At 67.5% G+C, this 23,484-nt stretch carries 23 protein-coding genes and 2 tRNA genes; 18 read left to right on the top strand and 7 right to left on the bottom strand.

Annotated elements, in window-relative coordinates:
- Window positions 1-2 precede the first annotated feature (2 nt).
- Window positions 3-1,139, top strand: coding sequence for an alcohol dehydrogenase catalytic domain-containing protein (locus FBY30_RS20445; RefSeq protein WP_142134701.1), 1,137 nt, complete (start codon window positions 3-5; stop codon window positions 1,137-1,139).
- A 1-nt stretch (window position 1,140) separates the two neighbouring features.
- Here FBY30_RS20445 and FBY30_RS20440 read toward each other — a convergent pair whose 3' ends face one another.
- Window positions 1,141-2,073 carry a LysR family transcriptional regulator gene (locus FBY30_RS20440; RefSeq protein ID WP_142135525.1) on the bottom strand — a complete coding sequence of 311 codons (933 nt, stop codon included), beginning with the start codon at window positions 2,071-2,073 and terminating at the stop codon, window positions 1,141-1,143.
- A 111-nt stretch (window positions 2,074-2,184) separates the two neighbouring features.
- Here FBY30_RS20440 and mmsB point away from each other — a divergent pair, with 111 nt between their 5' ends.
- Together mmsB and FBY30_RS20430 are read left to right on the top strand one after the other, a co-directional pair.
- Window positions 2,185-3,102 (top strand): 3-hydroxyisobutyrate dehydrogenase, encoded by a 918-nt coding sequence (gene mmsB, locus FBY30_RS20435; protein ID WP_142134699.1) that lies wholly within the window; start codon window positions 2,185-2,187, stop codon window positions 3,100-3,102.
- Window positions 3,103-3,170: 68 nt separating this feature from the next.
- Window positions 3,171-4,655, top strand: a complete 1,485-nt coding sequence (locus FBY30_RS20430) for a CoA-acylating methylmalonate-semialdehyde dehydrogenase (protein WP_142134696.1) — start codon at window positions 3,171-3,173, stop codon at window positions 4,653-4,655.
- Window positions 4,656-4,770: 115 nt separating this feature from the next.
- Here FBY30_RS20430 and FBY30_RS20425 read toward each other — a convergent pair whose 3' ends face one another.
- Both FBY30_RS20425 and FBY30_RS20420 read right to left on the bottom strand, forming a co-directional pair.
- Complete coding sequence (locus FBY30_RS20425) at window positions 4,771-5,376, bottom strand: hypothetical protein (RefSeq protein ID WP_142134694.1); 606 nt, start codon at window positions 5,374-5,376, stop codon at window positions 4,771-4,773.
- 48 nt (window positions 5,377-5,424) lie between these two features.
- Window positions 5,425-6,294: an SGNH/GDSL hydrolase family protein gene (locus tag FBY30_RS20420; RefSeq protein WP_142134693.1), complete on the bottom strand. Its 870-nt coding sequence runs from the start codon at window positions 6,292-6,294 to the stop codon at window positions 5,425-5,427.
- Between the two features lie 78 nt (window positions 6,295-6,372).
- Between FBY30_RS20420 and FBY30_RS20415 the strand changes: the two genes are divergently transcribed.
- Window positions 6,373-7,023, top strand: a complete 651-nt coding sequence (locus tag FBY30_RS20415; RefSeq protein ID WP_142134691.1) for an alpha/beta hydrolase — start codon at window positions 6,373-6,375, stop codon at window positions 7,021-7,023.
- Between the two features lie 32 nt (window positions 7,024-7,055).
- On the opposite strand, the gene FBY30_RS20410 is transcribed toward FBY30_RS20415, so the two are convergent.
- Window positions 7,056-7,289, bottom strand: a complete 234-nt coding sequence (locus tag FBY30_RS20410; protein WP_142134689.1) for an RNA-binding S4 domain-containing protein — start codon at window positions 7,287-7,289, stop codon at window positions 7,056-7,058.
- A gap of 32 nt (window positions 7,290-7,321) precedes the next feature.
- Here FBY30_RS20410 and FBY30_RS20405 point away from each other — a divergent pair, with 32 nt between their 5' ends.
- From FBY30_RS20405 to FBY30_RS20395, 3 genes are all read left to right on the top strand, one after another.
- Entirely contained in the window at window positions 7,322-8,311 is a 990-nt protein-coding gene (locus FBY30_RS20405) for a DMT family transporter (RefSeq protein ID WP_142134687.1), read from the top strand.
- 129 nt (window positions 8,312-8,440) lie between these two features.
- Window positions 8,441-9,826, top strand: coding sequence for a glycine--tRNA ligase (locus FBY30_RS20400; protein WP_142134684.1), 1,386 nt, complete (start codon window positions 8,441-8,443; stop codon window positions 9,824-9,826).
- A gap of 2 nt (window positions 9,827-9,828) precedes the next feature.
- Entirely contained in the window at window positions 9,829-10,881 is a 1,053-nt protein-coding gene (locus FBY30_RS20395) for a GNAT family N-acetyltransferase (protein WP_142134682.1), read from the top strand.
- Between the two features lie 101 nt (window positions 10,882-10,982).
- On the opposite strand, the gene FBY30_RS20390 is transcribed toward FBY30_RS20395, so the two are convergent.
- Together FBY30_RS20390 and FBY30_RS20385 are read right to left on the bottom strand one after the other, a co-directional pair.
- Window positions 10,983-11,807, bottom strand: coding sequence for a lysophospholipid acyltransferase family protein (locus tag FBY30_RS20390; protein ID WP_142134680.1), 825 nt, complete (start codon window positions 11,805-11,807; stop codon window positions 10,983-10,985).
- Between the two features lie 12 nt (window positions 11,808-11,819).
- Entirely contained in the window at window positions 11,820-12,638 is an 819-nt protein-coding gene (locus FBY30_RS20385) for an alpha/beta hydrolase (protein ID WP_235009521.1), read from the bottom strand.
- A gap of 110 nt (window positions 12,639-12,748) precedes the next feature.
- Between FBY30_RS20385 and FBY30_RS20380 the strand changes: the two genes are divergently transcribed.
- The 11 genes from FBY30_RS20380 (at window position 12,749) to FBY30_RS20330 (ending at window position 22,911) form a co-directional block, all read left to right on the top strand.
- Complete coding sequence (locus FBY30_RS20380; RefSeq protein WP_142135520.1) at window positions 12,749-14,230, top strand: YibE/F family protein; 1,482 nt, start codon at window positions 12,749-12,751, stop codon at window positions 14,228-14,230.
- 71 nt (window positions 14,231-14,301) lie between these two features.
- Window positions 14,302-15,480 carry a tRNA dihydrouridine synthase DusB gene (dusB, locus tag FBY30_RS20375; RefSeq protein WP_142134678.1) on the top strand — a complete coding sequence of 393 codons (1,179 nt, stop codon included), beginning with the start codon at window positions 14,302-14,304 and terminating at the stop codon, window positions 15,478-15,480.
- Complete coding sequence (locus tag FBY30_RS20370) at window positions 15,428-16,777, top strand: deoxyguanosinetriphosphate triphosphohydrolase (protein WP_442858292.1); 1,350 nt, start codon at window positions 15,428-15,430, stop codon at window positions 16,775-16,777. Before dusB ends, FBY30_RS20370 begins: the two co-directional genes overlap by 53 nt.
- A 128-nt stretch (window positions 16,778-16,905) precedes the next feature.
- Entirely contained in the window at window positions 16,906-17,277 is a 372-nt protein-coding gene (locus tag FBY30_RS20365; RefSeq protein ID WP_142134674.1) for a hypothetical protein, read from the top strand.
- Window position 17,278: 1 nt separating this feature from the next.
- Window positions 17,279-18,403, top strand: a complete 1,125-nt coding sequence (locus tag FBY30_RS20360) for an FAD:protein FMN transferase (RefSeq protein ID WP_235009520.1) — start codon at window positions 17,279-17,281, stop codon at window positions 18,401-18,403.
- Window positions 18,396-18,953 (top strand): ferric reductase-like transmembrane domain-containing protein, encoded by a 558-nt coding sequence (locus FBY30_RS20355; RefSeq protein WP_235009519.1) that lies wholly within the window; start codon window positions 18,396-18,398, stop codon window positions 18,951-18,953. The genes FBY30_RS20360 and FBY30_RS20355 overlap by 8 nt, the downstream gene beginning before the upstream one ends.
- The gene (locus tag FBY30_RS20350) at window positions 18,950-20,242 is read left to right on the top strand and encodes an NADH-ubiquinone oxidoreductase-F iron-sulfur binding region domain-containing protein (protein WP_142134670.1); all 1,293 of its coding nucleotides are present in this window, start codon (window positions 18,950-18,952) and stop codon (window positions 20,240-20,242) included. Before FBY30_RS20355 ends, FBY30_RS20350 begins: the two co-directional genes overlap by 4 nt.
- A complete protein-coding gene (locus FBY30_RS20345) occupies window positions 20,239-20,511 on the top strand; it encodes a ferredoxin (protein WP_142134668.1) in 273 nt (90 codons plus the stop codon). Before FBY30_RS20350 ends, FBY30_RS20345 begins: the two co-directional genes overlap by 4 nt.
- A 41-nt stretch (window positions 20,512-20,552) precedes the next feature.
- Window positions 20,553-22,532, top strand: a complete 1,980-nt coding sequence (dnaG, locus tag FBY30_RS20340) for a DNA primase (protein WP_142134666.1) — start codon at window positions 20,553-20,555, stop codon at window positions 22,530-22,532.
- A gap of 98 nt (window positions 22,533-22,630) precedes the next feature.
- Window positions 22,631-22,703 (top strand) — tRNA-Asn (locus FBY30_RS20335).
- Window positions 22,704-22,838: 135 nt separating this feature from the next.
- Window positions 22,839-22,911: transfer RNA gene (locus FBY30_RS20330), tRNA-Asn, on the top strand.
- A gap of 88 nt (window positions 22,912-22,999) precedes the next feature.
- Here FBY30_RS20330 and FBY30_RS20325 read toward each other — a convergent pair.
- Window positions 23,000-23,407, bottom strand: coding sequence for a hypothetical protein (locus tag FBY30_RS20325; RefSeq protein WP_142134664.1), 408 nt, complete (start codon window positions 23,405-23,407; stop codon window positions 23,000-23,002).
- Window positions 23,408-23,484 lie beyond the last annotated feature (77 nt).

The raw sequence follows: 23,484 nt of genomic DNA, 5'->3' as shown, positions 1-23,484 counted from the left end.
CCATGAAAGCCGCCGTCCTGTACGCAACCGTCCCCGCCACTGGAGACGCCTCCGGTAAACGCAGCTACGCCGACGCCCGGCCACTGCTGGTGCAGGAGCTCCAGCAGCCGGAGCCCCGGGCGGGTGAACTGGGGGTTGCCATCACCTATTCGAGCCTGTGCCACTCCGATCTCTCCGTGGTGGACGGCTCAAGGGTCCGGCCGCTTCCCATGGCCCTGGGCCATGAGGCGGTGGGGCGCGTAGTGTCCGTGGGCCAAGGTGTGGAGGACGTGTCCGTTGGCGACCACGTGGTGTTGGTGTTCGTACCCAGCTGCGGCCATTGCCGGGCCTGCCTGGCCGGCCGGCCCGCGCTTTGCCACCGGGCAGCTGAGGTGAACGGATCCGGTGACCTGCTCCATGGTCCGGCACTGTTGCGGACGCCGGAGGGGGAGCGCATCAACCATCACCTGGGTGTCTCGGCCTTCGCGGATTACGCAGTGGTTGCGCGGGAATCAGTGGTGGTGATTGACGACGACGTCCCGGACACGGTCGCGGCAATGTTTGGTTGCGCCGTGCTCACCGGAATGGGCGCGGTGTTCAACACGGCGGGAGTCAGCCAGGGACAGCACGTGGCAGTGTTCGGCCTGGGCGCGGTGGGCCTTTCCGTCGTCATGGCGGCACGCCTGGCCGGAGCTGCCAGCGTGATTGCCATCGACCCGAACCAGGGAAAACACCAGCTGGCCCGTGATGCCGGTGCCACCGCGGTGGGTACGCCGGACGACGCCGGCCGGCTGATTGGCGAAGCTTCGGGCGACGGAGTGGACGTTGCCATCGAGGCGGTGGGCTCGGCAGGGGTGATCGCGTCCTGCCTGGAGCGGGTCACCCGGGGTGGGGCGGTGGTCTCGGTGGGCCTTCCGCATCCGTCCGCCGAGTTGACCGTCCCGGCCCTCCAGTTCGCGGGAGCAGGCAAGCGGCTGCTGGGCTCCTACATGGGTGATGCCGTTCCCGCCCGCGACATCCCCAAGTACCTGGGGTACTGGCGGGAGGGGAGGCTGCCGGTTGAGCTGCTGCACACGGACACGCGGCCACTGAGCGAAATCAACGAGGGCCTGGACGCGCTCGCAGCCGGGGAGGTAGTGCGCCGGCTCTTCCAGGCCTGACTCAGCCGGCCAGCAGTCCCGCGCGCTCCTTCAGCTCTTCCTTCAAGGCCGCGATCACCGCCTGCACGCGGCCCGACCGGAGCGACTCCGGACGGGCAACGGCCCAGATGGGGAGCTGGCGCTCAAAGTCGCCGGCCAGGACGGGAACGAAATCCTCCCGGTCCGCCACCATGAAGTTGGGCAGCAGGCCAATGCCGGCGCCCTGGCGTACCGCCTCCACTTGGGCGAAGACGCTGGTGGCCTGGAAGCTTGTTCGGGGCATTGGCAGCTGCGATGACCAGCGGGGGCCCAGTTCCGCCACCTGGAGCGCAGACTCGACGTAAGAGACAAACGCGTGCTGCCCCACGCCGTCGAGCGTTTCCGGAAGGCCGTGCCGCGCTGCATAGTCCTGGCTGGCGTAGAGGCGCAGGTAGTAGTTGCTCAGGAAGATGGTCTGGGCAGTGCTGACGTCGGCCCGGCCCACCACGATCTCCAGGTCCACCCCGGACCGGTTCTGGCTGACTTTCCGGGTGGCGCTCAGCATTTCGATGTTCAGCTGGGGGTTCTGTTGCTGGAGCCGCACAAGCGACGGGGTGACGAACACCGCTCCCACTGCGTCGGTGGTGGCGACCCGCACCAGGCCGGCAAGGGCGCTCTGGTCCTGGCTGATCAGGCCTGACAGTGAGCCGAGCGTGCTCTCGATCGCCTCTGCTGCATCCACGGCGGCAGCACCGAGCTGAGTGAGTTCCCAGCCGTGCGGGCTGCGCTCCAGTGTCCGGCCGCCCAGCTGCTTGTCCAGCGCGAGGATCCGGCGGGAGATGGTGGTGTGGGTGGTTCCCAGGCTCTCGGCCACCGCGTTGAACCGGCCCAGGCGTGCAACCGTCAGGAGGATGAGCAGGTCGTCAGGGCTCGGCAGCCGTCTGGAGTCCACGCTGGACCTTCCCTTGATGTGCATCAATGCACAGAGTGTCTGTAATTTTTCCCCTTGATTGCACCCTAGCACGGTGTGATGGTTGACACAGGAATGCCGGCAAAAGCGCCGGAATGGAAGCAAAGGAGCTTACGCATGGCAGTTATCGGTTGGATCGGCCTGGGCAACATGGGCGGCCACATGTCGGTGAACCTGGTGAAAGCCGGGCATGATGTCCGCGGCTTTGACCTCAACCCGGCAGCCCTGGACGCGGCTGCAGCAGGCGGCGTCAAGAGGGCCGCGAGCATTGCTGAAGCGGTGGAGGGAGCGGACGCCGTGTTCACCATGCTGCCCAAGGGCGAGCACGCCCGGGCAGTGTATCTGGGTGCGGACGGGGTGCTGGCGCACGCGGACAAGCGCACGCTGCTCATCGACTCCTCCACCATCGACATCGCCTCCGCGCAGGAACTGCACGACGCCGCTGCTGCCGCCGGCTTCCGCTTCGTGGACGCGCCGGTATCCGGCGGGATGAGCGGCGCGGAGGCCGGAACCCTGACGTTCATGGTGGGCGGTGAAGAAGGTGCCGTCAAGGACGCTGCCGGCTACATCGGTCCCATGTCCGGCAACATCATTCCCACCGGCGGCCCCACCACAGGGCAGGCGGCCAAGATCTGCAACAACCTGATGCTTTTCATCAACCTTGCCTCCACTGCTGAAGGCGCTGTGCTGGCTGACCGCCTGGGCCTGGACAAGCAGGTCTTTTGGAACATTGCCTCGGTCTCCTCGGGGGACTCATGGGCGCTCCGGACCTGGTACCCCGTGCCAGGTGTGGTTCCCACCGCGGCCTCCAACAATGACTTCGCACCCACCTTCACCACCGAACTCGCCAACAAGGACATTGGCCTGGCCATCAGCGCCGCCGAGGACACCGGCACGCCCCTGGAGATCGGCAAGCACGTCCAGCAGCTGTTCCAGCGGCTCATCGACGCCGGGGACGCGGGCAAGGACTGCTCCATGATCATCAAGCTCGTGGACGGCTCGCTTGAGGCCGCCGACCGCACGGCGTCCAACTAACCCCACCGTCGAGCCAACTCCGCTGTCCAACCAGCCACGCAGCAAGCACCGCAGGAAAAGAGACTCTTTTGGAAACCATCCCGCACTACATCAACGGCGCCCGCGTCACCGATGCCGACCGCTTCGGTTTCGTCTTTAACCCCGCCACCGGCCAGCAGGAGAAGCAGGTGGCGCTCGCCTCCGCGGCCCGGACAGAGGAAGCCATCGCGGCAGCCCGCGCAGCGCTGCCTGCATGGCGCGCAACCAGCCTGGCCAAGCGCACCACCATCTTCTTCAAGGTCCGCGAAATCCTGAACCAGCGCAAGTCCGAACTCGCCGCGATCCTGACCAGCGAGCACGGCAAGGTCCTCTCCGACGCGGAAGGTGAAATCGCCCGCGGCCTGGAGAACATCGACTTCGCCACGGGCCTGTCCCACATGCTGAAAGGCGAGCGGTCGGAGCAGGTCTCCAGCGGCATCGACGTCCACTCCATCCGCCAGCCGGTGGGCGTAGTGGCCTGCATTACCCCGTTCAACTTCCCGGCCATGGTGCCGCTGTGGATGATCGGCAGCGCCCTGGCCTGCGGCAACACGGTGCTGCTGAAGCCGAGCGAAAAGGATCCGTCCGCGGCCGTCTTCATCGCGGAGGCCTTCGCCGAAGCGGGGCTCCCGGCCGGCGTGCTTAACGTGGTCCAGGGGGACAAGGAAGCAGTGGACGTCCTGCTGGAGCACCCTGACGTAAAGGCAGTCAGTTTCGTTGGGTCCACCCCCGTGGCCCAGTCAATCTACAAGAGGGCAGCTGAGCACGGCAAGCGCGTGCAGGCCCTGGGTGGTGCCAAGAACCACATGGTGGTGCTTCCCGACGCCGACCTGGACATGGCTGCCGACGCTGCGGTGTCTGCCGCCTACGGTTCCGCGGGCGAACGCTGCATGGCTGTCAGCGTCCTGGTGGCCGTGGGCAACATCGCCGACGACCTGGTGAAGGCGATTTCCAGCCGCATGGCAGACCTCAAGATTGGTGACGGCACGGATCCCGCCTCGCAGATGGGCCCCCTGATCACTGCGGAGCACCGGGAACGCGTGGCTTCCTACGTTGCGGGAGCGGAAGGCGAAGGCGCAACCGTGGTGGTGGACGGGCGCTCGCAGCAGTTCGACTCCAACGGGTTCTTCATCGGCGTCAGCCTGGTGGACCACGTCAAGCCCGGCATGAAGGTGTACGACGACGAAATCTTCGGCCCGGTCCTGTCCGTGGTCCGCGTGGACACCTACAACGACGCTGTCCGGCTGGTCAACGACAACCAGTTCGGCAACGGCACCGCCATCTTCACCCGCGACGGCGGAGCGGCGCGGCAGTTCGAGTTCGACGTCGAAGCGGGCATGGTGGGCGTCAACGTGCCCATCCCGGTCCCGGTGGGCACCTTCTCGTTCGGCGGCTGGAAAAACTCCCTGTTCGGTGACACCCACATGTACGGACCCGACAGCATCCGCTTCTACACCCGGGGCAAAGTGGTGACCACCCGTTGGCCGGACCCATCAACCTCGGTGATCGACCTGGGCTTCCCCCAGGTGGACTAGCAGGCTGGACTGAACCAGCGCACTAGGCAGATGGATTAAACAAAAACAAGCAGGTCGGGGACCGGAAACCGGTCCCCGACCTGCTCTGTCCCCGACCTGCCTCAAAGCCAGTTGGCTAGCCGTTCATGATGTCGCCGCGGCGCTTCATGTACTCCTCCATGGACAGCTCACCGTTGGTGTACTGCTGGTCCAGTTCCGCGAGCTTGCGTGCCCGGAACCCCTGCGGCGCCGACGGCGGCGGGGGAGTGGCAGGCCCGGAGGATTGGGCGCGTCCCGGTTGGCCCTGCCCGGGCTGCTGATATCCGGGCTGCTGGTAGCCCGGCTGCTGGAACGGCGGTTCCTGCCCGAAGTCCTGTGACCCCGTGCCGAACCGGGGGTCCGGCACGGGCGGCTGTCCGTACTGGTACGGCGGCAGCTGCTGCCCGCCATAGGGCTGCGGCGGCTGGCCGGGCTGGCGGAAGCCACCGGAGAAGTAGTCCTGCTGGGTGTAGCCGTCGCGGGGCTGGCGGTTCTGCGGCCCGGCCGAGCCCGGGAACTGGCCATAACCCGGGTACTGGTCCGGCCCGGGGAACTGGTTCTGCCCCGGGAACTGGCCAGGCCCGGAAAACGGCCCGGGCAAGCCCTGGTCCCGGTCCCGCCGTGCCATGGAGCGGCGGTACGCCCGCATGGCCATGGGGACCACGAAGGACAGGATAATGATCCAGAAAAACAAGCTGCTCACGGTGCCGCGCCTCTCGTGTATTGTCCTTCCAGCGTAACCCCGGCAGCCCTACCGGCGGCTGGGCTCGGCCGATCCCAGCGGACCCTCGCCGGAACCCAACGGAACGCCAGGGCCGAAGACGGGACCCGGCGTCGGCCGTTTTGCCGTAATGCCGTCCCCGGACGACTGGTGGCGCAGCCGGCGCAGCACCCACGGCACGAAGTATTCGCGCGCCCACACGAGGTCCCCGCTCCTGGCCTCGCGCCAGGTCCGCGGCGGCAGCGGCTTGGGCTGCAGCGGTTCCAGGGAGTGCTCCACGTTGAGCGCGTCCAGCACCATGGCTGCGATGGTGTGGTGGCCCAGCGGGGAGAAGTGCAGGCGGTCCTGGTCCCACATCTGCGGGTCGCTTAGCTGCCGCAGGGACCACATGTCGGCGATCACCGCGTCATGGCGCGCGGCAACGGTCCGCAGGTTTTCGTTGTAGATGGCCACCTTGCTGCGGATCCGGCTGAGCACGGAGGATCCCGTATCCGGCCCATTGAACAGGACCACGGTGGCGCCGCCCATGGACAGGATCTGCACCACGGAATCAAGCTTCTCGGCCAGCGCATCGGGATCGCCGCCGGGACGGATGAGGTCGTTGCCGCCTGCGGACAGGGTGACCAGGTCCGGCTTCAGTTCCAGTGCAGGAGCGAGCTGCTGGTCCACGATCTGCTGGAGCAGCCGGCCGCGCACGGCAAGGTTGGCATAGGCGAAGTCCGGCTGGGTGCGGCCCAGCTCTTCGGCCACCCTGTCGGCCCAGCCACGGTGGCCGCCGGGGCTTGAAGGCTCGGGGTCACCGATGCCTTCCGTGAACGAATCACCCATCGCCACGTACCGGGTCCAGGGGTGGGAACCGGCGTGCGCGGAGGGGGTCTGGATGGCACTTGCGTCAGTCACGGTCCTATCCTGCCTTCCGCCTCGCTGCCTACGCGAACGTAGGTTGTTACTTCCAAGTAACTGGTATGAATGGAAACCATGACTGACGCCGAAGTATTTCCTGCCCCCGTTGTCCTGTGGTCCCATCCGGAAGACCAGCGCGCCGGCAAGCCGCTGCTGGTCCTGCTCCACGGCTACGGCGCCAACGAGCAGGACCTGCTCAGCCTGGCGGACATGCTGCCCGGGGACTTCGCCGTCGCCTCCCTCCGCGCGCCCATCGCCATGGGCCCCGGCTTCACCTGGTTCCCGCTGACGGCCTCCATCGAATACTCGCTGGACCGGGTCAAGGAGGCTTCGGCCTACGTGCTCGAATGGATCGACGCCATCAGGCCCGGCCACCCTTCAGTGACCCTCCTGGGCTTTTCCATGGGCATGGCCATGGCCACCACGCTCCTGCGCCAGCGGCCCACGGACTTTGCCGCCGTCGTCGGACTTTCAGGCTTTGTGGTGGACGCCGCCGGCGACCCAACCTTCAAGGACGACGAGCTGGACGGCACCGTGCCCATGTTCTGGGGCCGCGACCAGCAGGACCCGGTGATCACCCAGGACAAGATCGAGTTCACCATGGGCTGGGTCCGCAAGCACGTCAAGCTCACCAAGGTCCTCTACACCGGCATGTGGCACGGCATCAACCAGCAGGAGATCGGGCACGTGGGGGAGTTCCTCACCCATGAGGTGCTGAACAAATAGGACGTACGACGGCGGCGCAACAGCTGCCGCCGTCAGCCGGCCTGGGGTGCCACCACTCGGATGGTCTGGCCGTTAACGGTGACGGTGTCCCCGTTGTGCAGCTGCCGGCCCCGGCGGTCGTCGCTCTCGCCGTTGACCTTGACCAGCCCGTTCTTGATCAGCTCCGCCGCCTCCACGCCGTCTTCCACGAGATTGGCGAGCTTCAGCAGCTGGCCCAGCCGGATCATGCTGTCGCGGATGGGGACGTCGTCAATGGGGTTGCTCATAGAGCAATAATGCCTGAACTAAGGTGGATTCAATGACCTCCCCTTCGCGCCTGCCGGTACTCGCAGGCCTGCCCCTGGCCGTGGGCTCCGGCCTTGCCATCCCCGTCCAAGGGCGGATTAACGGGGCGTTGGGTGCCCGGCTCAACGATGGAATCGCGGCCGCGGCCGTGAGTTTCAGCACAGGCCTGCTGGTCATGATCATCATTTCCCTTGTGTTGCCGCGTGGCCGGGCCGGCCTGGCAAACATCCTCCCCGCAGTCCGGAACCGGGCGTTTCCCCGGATCTACGTGGTGGCAGGAGCCATCGGGGCCTTGTTCGTCTTTGCCCAGTCCTTCACCGTGGGCATCCTGGGCGTGGCACTCTTCACCGTCGCCACCGTCACCGGGCAGACGGTGAGCGGCCTGCTGGTGGACCGGCTGGGAATCGGGCCGGCCGGAAAGAAATCGGTGACGGGCATCCGCATCATCGGCTGCATCCTGACCATCGCCGCCGTCGCCTGGGCGGTGTCGCCCCGGTTCAGCAGCGGAGGCTCGGGGGACGGCGCGGCCGGCCTGCTGCTGCCCCTCCTCCTGCCGGTGGCGGCGGGCTTCCTCATGAGTTTCCAGCAGGCCATGAACGGCACCGCGACGCTCCACTACGGGACGCCCATTGCGGCCACGCTGGTGAACTTCGTGGCCGGCTGCATCGTGCTGTGGGCAGCGTTCGCGGTGAAGCTGGCCGTGGCCGGTCCCGCCAACCCGCTGCCGGGGGAGTGGTGGTACTACCTGGGCGGGCCCATGGGCTGCGTCTTCATCGGCCTTGGCGCCCTCCTGGTCCGCAGCCTGGGCGTGCTGGTCACCGGGCTGGGCATGATCGCCGGCCAGTTGCTCGGCTCGCTGGCCCTGGACCTGATGCTTCCCGCACCGGGCACCATCGTTGCTCCCGCCACCGTCCTGGGGACCCTGCTGACCCTCGGCGCCATCATCCTGGCAACCCTGCCCTGGCCGCGGGGCGCGCTGCGCAGGCAGCGGCCGGTACGCTAGGACACGAGCTTTCACCATCTTCCTTCATCCGCCCCGACGCGTTGCCCGCTGTGCCCAGGCACGCAGCAGCCGGGGCCCGAACAACCCGCGGACCGCACCCAGCGGCCCTGTAGAAATTGGAGTTATCCCATGGCAGCAAAATCCGTCCTCGACCAGGTCATTTCCCTCTCCAAGCGGAGGGGCTTCGTGTTCCAGGCCGGTGAGATCTACGGAGGCTCGCGGTCTGCCTGGGACTACGGCCCCCTGGGCGCTGAGCTGAAGGAAAACATCAAGCGCCAGTGGTGGCAGTCCATGGTCCGCGGCCGCGAGGACGTGGTGGGCCTGGACTCCTCCGTGATCCTGCCGCGCCAGGTCTGGGAAGCCTCCGGCCACGTGGAGGTCTTCTCCGACCCGCTGGTGGAGTGCCTGTCCTGCCACAAGCGCTACCGCGCGGACCACCTCGAGGAAGAGTACGAGGAGAAGAAGGGCCGCCCGGCGGAAAACGGCCTGAAGGACATCGTCTGCGCCAACTGCGGCACCCGCGGCCAGTGGACCGAGCCGCAGGAGTTCTCCGGCCTGCTCAAGACCTACCTGGGCCCGGTGGCCAGCGAGGAAGGCCTGCACTACCTCCGCCCCGAAACCGCGCAGGGCATCTTCGTGAACTTCAACAACGTCCTCACCACGTCCCGGAAGAAGCCGCCGTTCGGCATCGGCCAGATCGGCAAGTCCTTCCGCAACGAAATCACGCCCGGCAACTTCATCTTCCGCACCCGCGAGTTCGAGCAGATGGAAATGGAATTCTTCGTGGAACCCGGCACGGACGAAGAGTGGCACAAGTACTGGATGAACGAGCGCATGGCCTGGTACACCGGCCTGGGCATCCGCGAGGAGAACCTGCGCTTCTACGAGCACCCCAAGGAAAAGCTCAGCCACTACTCCAAGGGAACCACGGACATCGAGTACCGCTTCGGCTTCCAGGGTTCCGAATGGGGCGAGCTGGAAGGCATCGCCAACCGCACCGACTTCGACCTCTCCACCCACGCCAAGGCCTCCGGCACGGACCTAAGCTACTTCAACCAGGCCACCAACGAGCGCTACACCCCGTACGTGATCGAGCCCGCGGCCGGCCTGACCCGTTCCTTCATGGCGTTCCTGGTGGATGCCTACACCGAGGACGAGGCCCCCAACGCCAAGGGCGGCGTGGACGTCCGCACCGTGCTGAAGCTGGACCCGCGCCTGGCCCCGGTCAAGGCCGCCGTGCTGCCGCTGAGCCGCAACGAGGACCTGTCCCCGAAGGCCAAGGCCCTGGGCGCCCAGCTGCGCAAGAACTGGAACATCGACTTCGATGATGCCGGTGCCATCGGCCGCCGCTACCGCCGCCAGGACGAGATCGGCACCCCGTTCTGCATCACCGTGGACTTCGACACCCTTGAGGACCAGGCCGTCACCATCCGCGAGCGGGACACCATGAGCCAGGAGCGCGTCTCCCTGGACAAGGTGGAGGGCTACCTGGCGGCACGGCTGATCGGCGCCTGAGCATGGCCATCGAATACCGCGAATGGCGCGACGGCGACGACCTGGCGCTCCTGGAAATCTGGGGTGACCCGGACACCGCCCAGGCCCGCCAGTTCCGTGGCGCGCTTGCCGTGTCCTCCAACGGCGGGAACGGAATGCCCTGGCGCCGCTGCATCGTGGCGGAAGACGTCGTTGACGGCGTCGGCATTCCCGTGGCCGCCGGCGTCGTCTATGAAGCGTCGCTGCACCCCGAGCGCTTGTGGACGTACATCGAAGTGGCGAAGGACCACCGCCGCGCGGGCATCGGGGCCAGCCTTCTAACCATGCTGCGGCGCGAAGCCGAAAACGCGCCGTCGGGCGTCAGCAAGCTCCGCGCCAAGGTGGAACCCGGCACCGCGGGCGCCGCGTTCGCTGAAGAATCCGGGCTGGCGCCGATCCAGCGCTCCCGGCTGGTCATCGTGGAACCCGGAGCCCTGAAGCTGCCCGTCTTCCCGGACAAGGACCACGGCGGCCGCCCCATTGACGGTGAAAACGCCGGTTCCGACATCGTGATGGACCTGGCCACCGGCTCGGTGGAGCTGACGGACGTGGTGGGCCGGTACTACACCTTCATCCACGGCTGGGACTCCCCGGGCGTGCTGTCCGTGGGACAGGTGCAGAGGCTGTTCCTGGACGAGCTCACCGGAGCCCACGGCGCCATCGTGCTGCGAGCCCAGCCGGAATCTGCGTTCGGCCAGGGAGTTGCGCCCAGCAAAAAGGGCCGCATCCGCGCATTCGCGGTCAGCTACGCCGCACCCGCGGACCCGGATGCGGCCCCGGCCCACCTGGAAGGCTCCGCTGCAGAGGCAACGGGTGCCGATACCCCCACGGACGTCTTCGTGGGGCACGAGCCGTCCCTCGCCGCTGACGACGCCGCCGAAGCGGTCCGCGACATCCTCGCACTGATCGCCTACCAGCACCCGGTCATGCTGGAACTGGACGATTCCATGACCGCCCTGCGCGCCGCCGTCGAGCCCCTCCTGGAGAGCGGCAAAGCCCGGCTGGCGGGCGCCGAGACCCTGGTGGTTTCGGACTAGCTACTGCCGGTCCACGTCAGCGCCGCGCGTCGTTCCCCGAGGGACGGCACGCGGCGCTGGCTGCGTTAAACCCACGTCCTGCCCTTGAGCGCCCGTCCCGGCTACTTTGTGCGGGGAGCACGACGTCGGCCGGCGGCTGCGTCGGCCGCGTCCAGCAGTTGCCGCTCGGCATCGGTGGGGGCGCTGCCGCCCAGGGAGGCGGGCATCCACCACGCCCCTGGTCCGGGCTGGAGCGGAAAGCCGGCGATGCAGCGGTCAATTCCCGCCTGCAGGACGCCGCGCAACTCTTCCGTTGCCGCCTGCACATCGACGTCCTGCTCAAACACCATCGGCACGCCTACCTGGACCCGGACAGGGGCCCGCCAGCTGCGCCGCAGGGAGAAGCCATGGCCGCGGGTCAGGATCCGGTGTGCGCCCCAGACGGATACCGGGATCACCGGGACACCGGCCTCAGCAGCCATCCGGACAGCCCCGGTCCTGCATTCCCGGACCGTGAAGCTACGGCTTACCCCGGCCTCGGGAAAAACCGCGAGGTACTCGCCGGCCCGCAGCTTTGCCACGGCAGCGTCGTAGGCGCTGGACCGGTCCGAGTAGCCCACCACCACCTGCCCGGAGGCGCTGATGGCGGGCCCCGCCAGCCAGTGGTCGGCCGCACCCTGGTGCACCAGGAACCGCAGCTGGGCACGGGAATGGCGCCACAGGAGCAGCTCCAGCACCGCAAAGTCCAGATAGCCGAAGTGCGTGACGGCGAAAACCACCCCCTGCCCGGGAGAGACCCACCGCGAGGGTCCGCTCAGGGGAGCCTTTGGCGGCAGGTGCTCCAGGCCCTCCGCACGGATGTCCAGCTGCAGCGCCCAGCGCAGGAACAGCCCGGTGCGGACGATCAGCCGGTAGAAGCGGTCGTTGGATGGGGGACGCCAGGGCATGGCAAAAACTGCTTAGAGGGTGACCTGGACGGAGGAGTCCGGCAACAGCCCGGTAAAGGCCCGGGACGGCTGGACCGCCGCCCCTGTGCTCTCGGCAAAGGACTTGATGACGAAACCGGTGGCCAGGGTGTGCCAGATGCGGACCTTGCGGAGCATGAAGTGCCCCACGCCCCTCAGGGACACGTACTGCATGCTGGCTGCGTCCGGAGCGGCGCGCCGGGCGAAGGCAAGGGACTGCGTGGGGCTGGTCATATGGTCCGTGGTCCCGTGGATGATCAGGACCTTCCGGCCGGTAACCCTGTCCGCAGGGGTCTGCGGGTCGAGCCAAGGGGCCAGCGCCACCACGGCCTCCACCTGCGGGTGGTCCGCGGCGCATACCGCAGTCAGGCCGCCCATGGAGTGGCCCAGCAGGAACACCGGAACATCGGGGTGGCGTTCTGCGATTTGCTGCAGCGCCCATCGTGCATCCTGCAACGGGGACATGTCGGGCCCATTCCAGCCGCGGACACTGTTGCGCAGGGACCAGACGGCCAGCCCGTGTCGCCGGCCCGCGCGGTGCAGGTGCCGGGCGAAGGGCACCATGCGCGCCGGGCTCAGGTGCCGGGCCTCCACCGGATCCCGGCTGTGGGCCTTGCCGCCGTGCAGGACCAGGACCACGCCCTTGGTGGCGCCGGATGCTTCAAGGACACTGAGCACGGGCTGGTGGGCTGGAATCACCGGCACCTGTCCGGCCTTTGCGCTTCCTGCCGGGGAAACTTCTGCCCCACGAATATCGGCCCCACCCCTGCCGTGGTTGTCCATGCCTGGTACCTCCCCATCCCGATGGTCCATTTATCAACCCTATGGCGCCGCACGTAGAGTTCAACCATGAGGTTGTACTGCTGATGGGCGCCGGTCACTCCCATGCTTCCTTGGATCATTCGGAGCCGACGCCCCAGGCGATGGCTGCCCGCAGCAAAGCGAACCGAATCCTGGCTGCAGTGCTGATTCCCCTGGCGCTGCTGACCCTGGCCGGGATGGCCGCGCTTTGGCCCTCGGGGAGCAAGGAGGGCATCTCGCTCGCCAACCCGTACTCAACCGCTCCCGGGGTCACCTTCGATACGGGCACCATCCAGAGCGTGCTGACCGGGAGCTGCATGCAGGGGCCCGGCCAGCAGGCTTCAAACCAACAGGGCACGGGTCAACAGAGTTCCGGCCAGCAGGATCCAAACCAACAGGGGTCCGGCCAACCCAGCACCACACAGCAGCCGCCCAGCCAGGGCTCCGAGTGCACCTTCGCCGTCACCGAACCGGACAAGGGCGGAAGCCCGGTGAAGGTGGTCATCAACCCGGACGTCGCCTCCTCCCATGGGGTGAAGCCCGGGGACCAGATCCGCTACCTGAACCTCTCCAACGTCCAGGGCGCAACGGGGTCGCAGGGCTCGCCGGCCTACATCTTCGTGGACTTCGTCCGCACCTTGCCGATCATCCTGCTGGCCGTGCTCTACGCCGTGGTGGTCATTGCGGTCGCCAGGTGGCGCGGATTGCGCGCCCTGATCGGGCTGGTGGGCGCTTACTTCGTGCTCGCCAACTTCCTGCTCCCGGGCCTGGTGGAAGGCAAGCCGCCCCTGCTGCTGGCACTGGTGGGGTCCACGGTGATCATGATCGGGGTACTCTACTTCGCCCACGGATTCTCCGCGCGCACGTCCACCGCGCTCCTGGGGACAATCTTCGGGCTGGCCATCACCGCCCTGCTGGCAGCCTGGGCCACGGACGCCGCCAACCTCGCGGGCGTGGGCAGCCATGACGCCGCCACTTTGGTGAACACGTCGTCCAACATTTCCATCTCCGGGGTGATCCTTTGCGGGCTCATCATCTCCGGCCTGGGTGTCCTCAACGACGTCACCATCACGCAGTCCTCGGCTGTCTGGGAGCTCTACGAACTGGCACCGGCCAGCAGCGCCCGGAAGCTGTTCACCTCCGCCATGCGGATCGGCCGGGACCACATCGCCTCCACCGTGTACACCATCGCCTTTGCCTACGCCGGCGCGGCGCTGCCCATCCTGATCATCGTGATGCTCTACGACCGGCCTCTGATGGACACCCTCACCAGCGCCGAACTCTCCGAGGAAGTCATCCGGACGCTGGTGGGCTCCATCGGGCTGGTCCTGGCCATCCCCGTCACCACCCTGATCGCCGTGCTGGTGGTTAAGGCCACCGGAGTCAAGGCAGCGGGCGCCGAGCCAGTGGACGGCGGTCGTCAGGACGGAATGCACGACGGCGGGCACCACCACGCGGAGGACGTTGCGGACACCGGGGCGCTCGCCGCAGCGGCGCTTGAGGAACGCGGCCGGCGCGCCGCCGTCGAACCTGCCGTCGAAGCCGCCCGGGAGCCGTCCGCACAGCCCGCAACGCGGCGCGGCCGCCGGGCTGACCGCGGCTGACCTTACTGCCCGGCCAACCGCCGTATGGGTCGGCAGATCGCCGATTTGCCCGGCTTTGCAACAATGGACAGGTGACTGTTGCAGCAACTCCTCCCGCCCCCAAGCTGGAACTCCCGCCCCTGAAGCTGGGACCCATCACGGTTGACACCCCGGTGATCCTTGCCCCGATGGCCGGCATCACCAACTCCGCGTTCCGCAGGCTGTGCCGTGAATACGGCGGCGGCATGTACGTGGCGGAGATGGTGACCTCCCGCGCGCTGGTGGAGCGGACGCCCGAATCCCTCCGCATCATTTCGCATGACGACGACGAAAAGGTCCGGTCCGTGCAGCTCTACGGCGTGGACCCGGGCACGGTGGGTGCCGCGGTGCGGATGCTCGTGGAGGAGAACCGGGCGGACCACATCGACCTCAACTTCGGCTGTCCCGTCCCCAAGGTGACCCGGCGCGGCGGCGGGTCGGCGCTGCCCTGGAAGATCGACCTCTTCACCTCCATCGTGCAGACCGCCGTCAAGGAAGCGTCCAAGGGCAACATCCCGCTGACCATCAAGATGCGCAAGGGCATCGACGAGGACCACCTGACGTACCTCGACGCCGGCCGGATCGCCCGCGATTCCGGTGTTGCCGCCGTCGCGCTCCACGGCCGCACGGCCGCCCAGTTCTATTCCGGCAAGGCCGACTGGTCCGCCATCGCCCGGCTCCGCGAGGCGCTGCCCGACATTCCCGTGCTGGGCAACGGCGACATCTGGTCCGCCGAGGACGCCGTCCGCATGGTGCGTGAAACCGGCGTGGACGGCGTAGTGGTGGGCCGAGGCTGCCAGGGCCGGCCCTGGCTCTTCGGCGACCTGCAGGCCGCGTTCGAGGGCAGCGACGTCCGGCACCGCCCCAACCTGCGGCAGGTGGCCGAGGGCGTTTACCGGCACGCCGAACTGATGGTGGAAACCTTCGGTGACGAAGGCAAGGCGCTGCGCGAGATCCGCAAGCACATCGCCTGGTACTTCAAGGGCTACGTGGTGGGCGGTGAGCTGCGCACCCGGCTGGCCCTGGTCACCAGCCTGGAGGTGCTCCGGGACACCCTCGCCGAGCTGGACCTGGACTCGCCCTATCCCGGGGTGGACGCCGAAGGCCCGCGCGGCCGCGCCGGCTCGCCCAAGAAGCCTGCCCTGCCCAAGGACTGGCTGGACTCCCGTGCCCTGAACGATGACCAGTCCCGCGATATCGCCGCCGCCGAACTGGACGTTTCCGGTGGCTGAAACACCAACTGCCGGAACCCCCACCGCAGCCCTGGCGCTCCCGGGTTACGACACGCACGACTCTGCCCGCTGGGTGGAGGAGCCGCCCAAGAGCACCTACCGCTCGGACTTTGAACGGGACCGTGCCCGGGTGCTGCACTCCTCGGCGCTGCGGCGGCTTGGCGCCAAGACCCAGGTGGTGGCACCGGATACGGACGATTTCGTCCGGACCCGCCTCACGCACAGCCTGGAAGTGGCACAGGTGGGCCGCGAACTGGGCCGCGCCCTGGGCTGCGATCCGGACGTGGTGGACACGGCATGCCTCAGCCACGACCTGGGCCACCCGCCCTTCGGCCACAACGGCGAATCCGCGCTGAACGAGGTGGCGCACGCCATCGGTGGTTTTGAAGGCAACGCCCAGACCCTCCGCCTGCTTACCCGCCTGGAACCCAAGGTGCTCAGGGCTGACGGCCACCCCGCCGGACTGAACCTGACGCGCGCAAGCCTGGACGCGGCGTCGAAATATCCCTGGTCAGCCCTGGAAGCACCCGTGATCCACGGGCAGCGGACCAGCAAGTTCGGGGCCTACGAGGATGACCTCCCCATCTTCAGCTGGATCCGCGAAGGCGCCCCGGAACGCCGTACCTGCCTGGAAGCGCAGGTGATGGACCTTGCGGATGACATCTCCTACTCGGTGCACGACGTGGAGGACGCAATTGTCGCCGGCCACTTCCAGTTGCGCTGGATGGACAACCCGGACCACCGGGCCCGCGTGGTGGGCTACGCCAAGCAGTGGTACCTGCCGCACAACGACCCCGCCGCCATTGACGCCGCCCTGGCGCGCCTGGAGGCCACCGACGTGTGGGTGCGCGAAGCCGACGGCAGCCGGAAATCCATGGCGGCACTGAAGAACATGACCAGCCAGCTGATCGGCAGGTTCTGCCAGTCCGCCCTGGAGACCACCCGCGCCGTCTATGGGCCGGAAAACCTGACGCGCTACAACGCCGAACTCATTGTTCCGGACGAGACCGTCATGGAGATCGCGGTCATGAAGGGCCTTGCCACCACCTTCGTCATGACCACCGAACACCGGCAGCCCATCTATGAGCGCCAGAGGGAAGTGCTCCACGCCCTGGTCACGGCCCTCAGCGCCACGGGTGACCGGCACCTGGAGCCGATGTTCGCTGCGGATTGGCGGGCAGCGGACGACGACGGCGCGCGCCTCCGGGTGGTCATCGACCAGGTGGCGTCGCTCACCGACGGGTCGGCCCTGGCCATGTACGAACGCCTGGTGGGGAGCCTGCCCTCGCTCTGGTGAACCCGCCTGTACCCCCATGCGGAGAAACTCCTCGACGTCCTCCTGATCAACAGCTTCCTTAAAGCATCTACACAGGAAGGAAGCGCACCATGGGAGGAAAGGCAGGCCGCTAGGAACGGGAGCAGGTCATGAGTACTCGCAGCAGGGGCAAGCGCCTGGCCACCGGAATCACCGCGGCGGTGGGCGTGGGCAGCTTCGCCGTTGCCGGCGTGGCCGCGTCCGCTGTCTATGCCGCGACTCCGTCCGTGATTGCCAGGACAACTGCAGGTACGGACAGCAGCACCCAGGACGGCGGTGCGCAGGGGAGCACGCCCAAATCCGGGTCCGGCCGCTCTGATGACGACGGTTACGGTACCCGGCAGGACAGTGGCACCGGCCAGAACAGCGGCACCCAGAATGGTGGCTCGCGGCGCTCGAAGAGCTACGGAAACTACGGCAGCACCAGCCCGGTCCAGCCCGGCAAGGGCGGCACCATCCACGGAAGGTCCTCGGGGTCCTGACGTGGCCGGTTCAGACACCCATCGCATTGGAGCCCGGGAATCTGCAGCGGCCCATGATTACGAAGCCGCACCGGCCCCCACAGCACAATCCAACTGGACCGTATGGGAACTCGAGGCAGCCGTCACGGTGACCGAGCCCGGCCTGCTGGATGCCGCGGAAATGCTTGTTCGCCAAGTGCTGGCGGCGGTGGACCATGCCTGCAGCCGCTTCCGTGCCGACTCGGAACTGGTGGCGCTCCAGCCCCGAATGGCATCTGGCGTCAGGGTGAGCCCCATGTTCCGGCTGCTCCTGGAGCGCGCCCTGGACGCTGCCAGGCTGACCGGAGGCGCTGTTGATCCCACCCTTGGAGCAGACCTGGCCGCCCTGGGCCACGGTCCGGAGATGTCGGGTGAACTCTCCAGGCTGCCAGACACAGGGGGCAGGCCGGAAGTCCGGAGCGTGCCCGTATTGCCGCTGCCTTCGCCCCCGGACCTGGTGCCGCCGCTGGCACCGCGGGCGCCAGGCTGGTGGCGGATTCACGTGGACGGTGATGTGCTGACCGTGCCGGCCGGGCTTCGCCTCGATCTGGGTGCATCCGCCAAGGCCGTCGCAGCTGATCTAGCCGCTGCCGAAGTGCACCGGCGGCTGGGCTGCGGAGTCCTGGTAAGCCTCGGTGGAGACCTGGCCAGCGCAGGACCAGGCCCGCGAGGGGAGCAGCCGGAGGACAGGCCTGGCCAGTGGCAGATCCTGGTGCAGGACATTCCCGCCGACCCCGCCCAGCGCATTTCGCTGGCTCCGGGATTTGCCCTGGCAACGTCCAGCACGCAAAAGCGCCGCTGGCTCCACCAGGGCAGTCAGGTGCACCACATCCTCGATCCCCGTTTTGGCCTGCCCGCGCAACCGGTGTGGCGGTCGGTGACCGTGGCGGCGCCTACCTGCCTGGAGGCGAATGCGTTCAGCACCGGGGCCATTGTGCGCGGCTTCCAAGCCCTCGAGTGGTTCCGCGCCGAGGGCATTTCCGCCCGGTTCGTGGACAGCCGCGGCAGGGTGGCGACCACCGGAGACTGGCCCGCCGAAAACTACCGCCCAGCCGAAAGCTCCCGTCCCCTCGTAAGCTTCAGCAGGGAAGGCCTGCGCCATGGATGAGGCAATGTGGGCCTTCGGTCGTGTCAGCGGATTCGTGGCACTGGCACTGTTTACCGCATCGGTGCTGCTGGGCATCCTGAACCGGTCAGGACGGCCCCTGCTGGTGCTGCCGCGGTTCTCCATCAGCCTCCTGCACCGGAACATTGCCCTGCTCGCCACGGTTTTCCTGGGGCTGCACGTTGGGTCCCTGCTCCTTGACTCTTTCGCCAGGCTCAATCCCGTGGACATCGTGGTGCCGTTCCTGGGGTCGTACCAGCCGTTCTGGCAGGGGCTGGGCACGGTGGCCCTGGACCTGGTCCTGGCCGTCGTGGTCACAGCGCTGCTGCGGCACCGTATTGGGCAGCGCACCTTCAGGGCTGTCCATTGGTTCAGCTATGGCGTTTGGCCGGTGGCCATGGCCCACGCCCTCGGAAACGGCACGGACGTGTCAAGCGGGTGGTTCCTCCTGTTGGCTGCGGCGTCCGCAGTGGCCGTTGCCGCTGCCCTGATGTGGCGGTTGAGCCCCTCCTTCCTCGAAACCTTCCGCGCCAGGCAAGGAAACCTCCCGTGAACCAATCCCGTAGCGGCTACCCCGTGAACCAGGACAGTATCCGCCAGGAGCCGCGCCTCCTGGCGGCAGGCCCTGATGCAGGCTGGGCCCGGCACCTGGACACCTTTGGCCAGTGGGAGCCGCAGGCGGCAGGTCCGGGTCTCCTGGAAGTGCTCGCTGAATCCGGGTTGACCGGCCGCGGCGGAGCCGCATTCGAAACCTGGCGCAAGGCCACTGCAACTGCCGGTACCGGGCGAAAGGGTTTGTTCGCCGCCCGGCCCGTGGTGATAGCCAACGGCGCGGAGGGCGAACCGCTCAGCTTCAAGGACCGGACCCTCCTCGCCCACGCGCCGCACCTGGTCATTGACGGGTTGACCGCCCTCGCCGCCGCCCTGGGCCAGACAGGCGGCAGGACAAGCAGCCAGGCAGGCGCTGGCGGCACAAGCATGTACGTTTACGCCCCCGCGGCCAGCCTTGCCCGTGTGAAGCAGGCCCTCGGGGAGCGTCCGGGCGGCAGGAAGATCCGGGTAGTGCAGGCTCCCGAAACTTTCATTTCCGGCGAGTCGAGCGCCGTCGTCAACATGATCGAGAACGGTACCGCCCTGCCCACGGACCAGCGCCGGCGCCTCAGCGAGTCGGGCCTGAACGGCCGCCCCACTCTGGTGGTCAATGTCGAGACCCTGGCCCAGGTGGCCCTGATCGCCCGCTACGGCGCGCAGTGGTTCCGGCAGGCGGGCACCGCCACCGATCCCGGCACCAGGTTGGTGTCCGTGTCCGGGCCTGCCCCCACAAGGGACGTGGTGTTGGAGGTACCGGGCGGGGTGCAACTTTCCGCCGTCCTGAAGGAAGCCGGAATGGATCCGGGATCCTTGTCCGCCGTCCTGGTGGGCGGGTACCACGGCCGGTGGGTGCGGCCGGCGGATCACGCCCTCACGCCCGCGGGAGCGCCGGGCCGGGCAGTCCGCCCGGGTGCGGGAGTTATCCATGCCCTGGACCTGCAGACCTGCGGCATCCAGGAGACGGCCCGGATCCTCAACTACCTGGCCGGCCAGTCCGCCCGGCAGTGCGGCCCCTGCATGTTCGGGCTGCCGGCCATGGCGTCCGTCCTCAACCGCATCGCCGGAGGCGAAACAAATCCGCGGCTTGGCTCGGAGCTGGACCGGCTGGGGCGGCTGGTTTCCGGGCGCGGTGCATGCCGCCATCCCGAAGGGACCACCGGTATGGTCAGCAGCGCGTTGGACGTCTTTGCCGCTGACTTCCGCGCCCATCTGTCCGGATACTGCACAGGCCCGGGAGGCGTGGCGGCATGAAGACGTACCTGCATATCGACTGGACCAGCTGTGATGGCCGCGGCCTGTGCTCAGAGCTGCTTCCCGCAGTGCTCGACAGGGACGACTGGGGCTACCCGGTGGCACGGGGCAAGGTTGGCCGTGACCGCACGGACGTTCCGCTGCGGGACGCCGACCGGGATGCCGCGCAGGAGGCCGTCTTCCTTTGCCCCAGGCTTGCCCTCAGCCTGGTGGAGCGCGCGGCGCCCGAAGCGGGACAGCGGACGCCCGGCAGGACGCCCGGGAGGTAGGCCCGCCAGTGGCACCAAGCCAGTGACACTAAGATTGCTGTGTGGCTGGGCTGATCAAACGTGAAGATATCGATGAAGTACGCCAGCGCACGGACATCAAGGAAGTTGTTGACGGCTACGTGACGCTCAAGGGCGCCGGGCTGGGCACCTTCAAGGGTCTGTGCCCCTTCCACGATGAGCGCTCGCCGTCCTTCACCGTCCGTCCCCAGGTGGGCCGGTACCACTGTTTCGGCTGCGGCGAGGACGGCGACGTCATCGCCTTCGTGCAAAAGCAGGACCACAGCTCCTTCCAGGAAGCCGTGGAAAAGCTCGCTGCCCGAATCGGTTACGAGCTCCGGTACGAGGACGGCGGGACCGGACCCAACCGCGAGGAAGTGGGCCGGCGCCAGCGGCTGCTTGACGCGCACAAGATCGCCGACGAGTTCTTCCGCGCCCAACTGCTCACCCCAGGTGCGGCAGAGGCCCGGAACTTCCTGTTCGGCCGGGGGTTCGACAGGGCGGCCGCGGAACACTTTGGCTGCGGCTACGCTCCGCAGGGCTGGGACGCGCTCCTGAAACACCTTCGCGGCCGCGGCTTCACCGATGCCGAGCTCAAGCTCACCGGCATGTTCAGCGAAGGAAACCGGGGCATCTACGACCGCTTCCGCGGCCGCCTCATCTGGCCCATCAAGGACATCGCCGGCGACACCATCGGCTTCGGCGCCCGCAAGCTCTACGAGGACGACCAGGGCCCCAAGTACCTCAACACCCCGGAGACCACCCTCTACAAGAAGTCCCAGGTCCTCTACGGCATCGACCTGGCCAAGAAGAGCATCGCAAAGGACCGCCAGCTGGTGGTGGTGGAGGGCTACACGGACGTGATGGCCTGCCACCTTGCAGGAATCACGACGGCGGTGGCCACGTGCGGCACGGCGTTCGGCACCGAACACATCAAGATCGCCCGGCGGCTTTTGTCCGACGACGGCACCGGGGGAGAAGTGGTGTTCACCTTCGACGGCGACGCCGCCGGGCAGAAGGCAGCACTGCGCGCCTTCGAGGAGGATCAGCGGTTCACTGCCCAGACCTTCGTGGCCGTGGAACCCACTGGAGCCGATCCCTGCGACCTCCGGCTCAGCAGGGGGGACGAGGCCGTACACGCCCTGATCCAGTCCCGGCGGCCCCTGTTCGAGTTCGCCATCCGGACCACGCTGAAGCAGTTCAACCTGGACACCGTGGAAGGCCGCGTCCAGGGCCTGAAGGCTTCCGTGCCGGTGGTGGCGGCCATCCGCGACGGCTCCACCCGGACCGGGTACTGCCAGGCCCTGACCGGCTGGCTGGGCATGCCCGATCCCAATGAAGTCCTGCGCCTGGTCAACGCCGAGGTGAAGAACGCAGCGAAGCGGGGGGACACCGGAAGTCCCGCGGGCCAGGGCACCTCCAACCGGGGACAGCAGCAGCGCAGCAACGGCCACGAGGGCAGGGGGTACGAAGGCCAAACCGGCCCGGCACCTGCCGGCGGCCCCGGCGTGGCTGTTGGGCCGTCGTCGGGCGCTGTTCCTTCCTTCCACCGTCCGGACCCGCGCGACCCCGTGGCTTCCATGGAACGGCAGGCGCTGGAGGTGGCCCTGCAGCAGCCGTCGCTGCTGGCGGGCGAGGTTTGGGACCGGTTCGCGGCTGCCCGCTTCTCCACCCCTGCCTTCCAGGCCGTGCACGACGCCATGCGCGCCACCGGGCCGGGACTGGTGGGTGATCCGGTGCGCTGGGTGGAACACGTCATGCACGAGGTCCCCGAACCGCTCCGGCCGCTGGTGTCGGAACTGTCGGTGGTGCCGCTTCCGGCCCATACGGAGGAGGCGGTGCTGAAGTACTGCCGTGACATCCTGTCCCGGCTGTTCGAACTCCAGATCACCCGGGTCAAAGCGGACAAGATGGGCCAGCTGCAGCGCCTTGACGCCGCGGCAGACCCGGAAACGTACCAGCGGCTCAACCGCGAACTGATGATGCTGGAAATGGAACGCCGGGCCCTGCGGGCAGAAGCGTAGGCGGCTGCCTGCCGGGTGGAACCAGGAAGTGGGGGAGGTCATGGCACTCCCGATTTCGTTTCCGCAGCGGGTGTTTGCTAGGCTGGTACCCGCTTCATTCCTCCTTAGCTCAATTGGCAGAGCATTCGACTGTTAATCGAAGGGTTGCTGGTTCAAGTCCAGCAGGAGGAGCTTCCAATCCCCGTTCCGGCTTCCGGAACGGGGATTTTTGTTTCTGCTTTTGGACTGCGCGAGGCGGGTTTTGGCCCGAAATACCGCCGATTTCCCTTGGGCCGGAAACCTTTGCTAATGTCATACCTGCTTCATTCCTCCTTAGCTCAATTGGCAGAGCATTCGACTGTTAATCGAAGGGTTGCTGGTTCAAGTCCAGCAGGAGGAGCGCTACGAAAAATCCCCGTTCCTCCGGCTGGAGGAACGGGGATTTTTTGTTTCCGCGGGGTGGGAAAACCGGGGTGGGGAAGATGGGCTCAGACGAAGTCCATTTCCACCTGCAGGAACCTTTCGGCCTCGGCGATGGCTGACTCGAAGGCTTCCTTTTCCGTGGGGGACTTGCGGGGTTCGCGGGGATTCCATTCGTGCGGGGCCGAGTGGATACGGACAAAGCCGGCATCCGGTGGGGCGTAGAAAATGCCGAAGCGCTGTACCGGCCATTCCGGCGAGGTTTCCGGTGCCACCAGGAGGGCGGCCTTGAAGGCTGGATTGAACCACTGGGCGATGGGCCGGCGCCGGTCCTCCGTGAACAGCCCTGCCGCGTACAGCGCCGCAGATTGCTGGCCTGCCTGCGCGCACAGCCGCTCCCACCACAGTGGCAGGATCCTGGCGTCGCACCGTTGCCATGTGGCCGGAAGTGGCGGTTGGTTCTGCCAGCTGGACACGGGATCATTTTATCGCGCTGGGCTTCATCGTGCAGTGGAGCCATAGGGCAGGGATGGCCGCGCCAAGCGGTATCCGG

The organism is Arthrobacter sp. SLBN-83, from assembly GCF_006715285.1.
Taxonomy (GTDB): domain Bacteria; phylum Actinomycetota; class Actinomycetes; order Actinomycetales; family Micrococcaceae; genus Arthrobacter.
This window is presented reverse-complemented; position numbering and strand designations above follow the sequence as displayed.

Coding starts and splice junctions, on each gene's coding strand:
- FBY30_RS20385 (WP_235009521.1), bottom strand. CDS start 12,638: ATGGACCATCGGGATGGGGAGGTACCAGGCATGGACAACCACGGCAGG.
- FBY30_RS20400 (WP_142134684.1), top strand. CDS start 8,441: ATGGCAGCAAAATCCGTCCTCGACCAGGTCATTTCCCTCTCCAAGCGG.
- FBY30_RS20445 (WP_142134701.1), top strand. CDS start 3: ATGAAAGCCGCCGTCCTGTACGCAACCGTCCCCGCCACTGGAGACGCC.
- FBY30_RS20410 (WP_142134689.1), bottom strand. CDS start 7,289: ATGAGCAACCCCATTGACGACGTCCCCATCCGCGACAGCATGATCCGG.
- FBY30_RS20365 (WP_142134674.1), top strand. CDS start 16,906: ATGAGTACTCGCAGCAGGGGCAAGCGCCTGGCCACCGGAATCACCGCG.
- FBY30_RS20440 (WP_142135525.1), bottom strand. CDS start 2,073: ATGCACATCAAGGGAAGGTCCAGCGTGGACTCCAGACGGCTGCCGAGC.
- FBY30_RS20355 (WP_235009519.1), top strand. CDS start 18,396: ATGGATGAGGCAATGTGGGCCTTCGGTCGTGTCAGCGGATTCGTGGCA.
- FBY30_RS20345 (WP_142134668.1), top strand. CDS start 20,239: ATGAAGACGTACCTGCATATCGACTGGACCAGCTGTGATGGCCGCGGC.
- mmsB (WP_142134699.1), top strand. CDS start 2,185: ATGGCAGTTATCGGTTGGATCGGCCTGGGCAACATGGGCGGCCACATG.
- FBY30_RS20370 (WP_442858292.1), top strand. CDS start 15,428: ATGACCAGTCCCGCGATATCGCCGCCGCCGAACTGGACGTTTCCGGTG.
- FBY30_RS20405 (WP_142134687.1), top strand. CDS start 7,322: ATGACCTCCCCTTCGCGCCTGCCGGTACTCGCAGGCCTGCCCCTGGCC.
- FBY30_RS20380 (WP_142135520.1), top strand. CDS start 12,749: ATGGCTGCCCGCAGCAAAGCGAACCGAATCCTGGCTGCAGTGCTGATT.
- FBY30_RS20395 (WP_142134682.1), top strand. CDS start 9,829: ATGGCCATCGAATACCGCGAATGGCGCGACGGCGACGACCTGGCGCTC.
- FBY30_RS20415 (WP_142134691.1), top strand. CDS start 6,373: ATGACTGACGCCGAAGTATTTCCTGCCCCCGTTGTCCTGTGGTCCCAT.
- FBY30_RS20390 (WP_142134680.1), bottom strand. CDS start 11,807: ATGCCCTGGCGTCCCCCATCCAACGACCGCTTCTACCGGCTGATCGTC.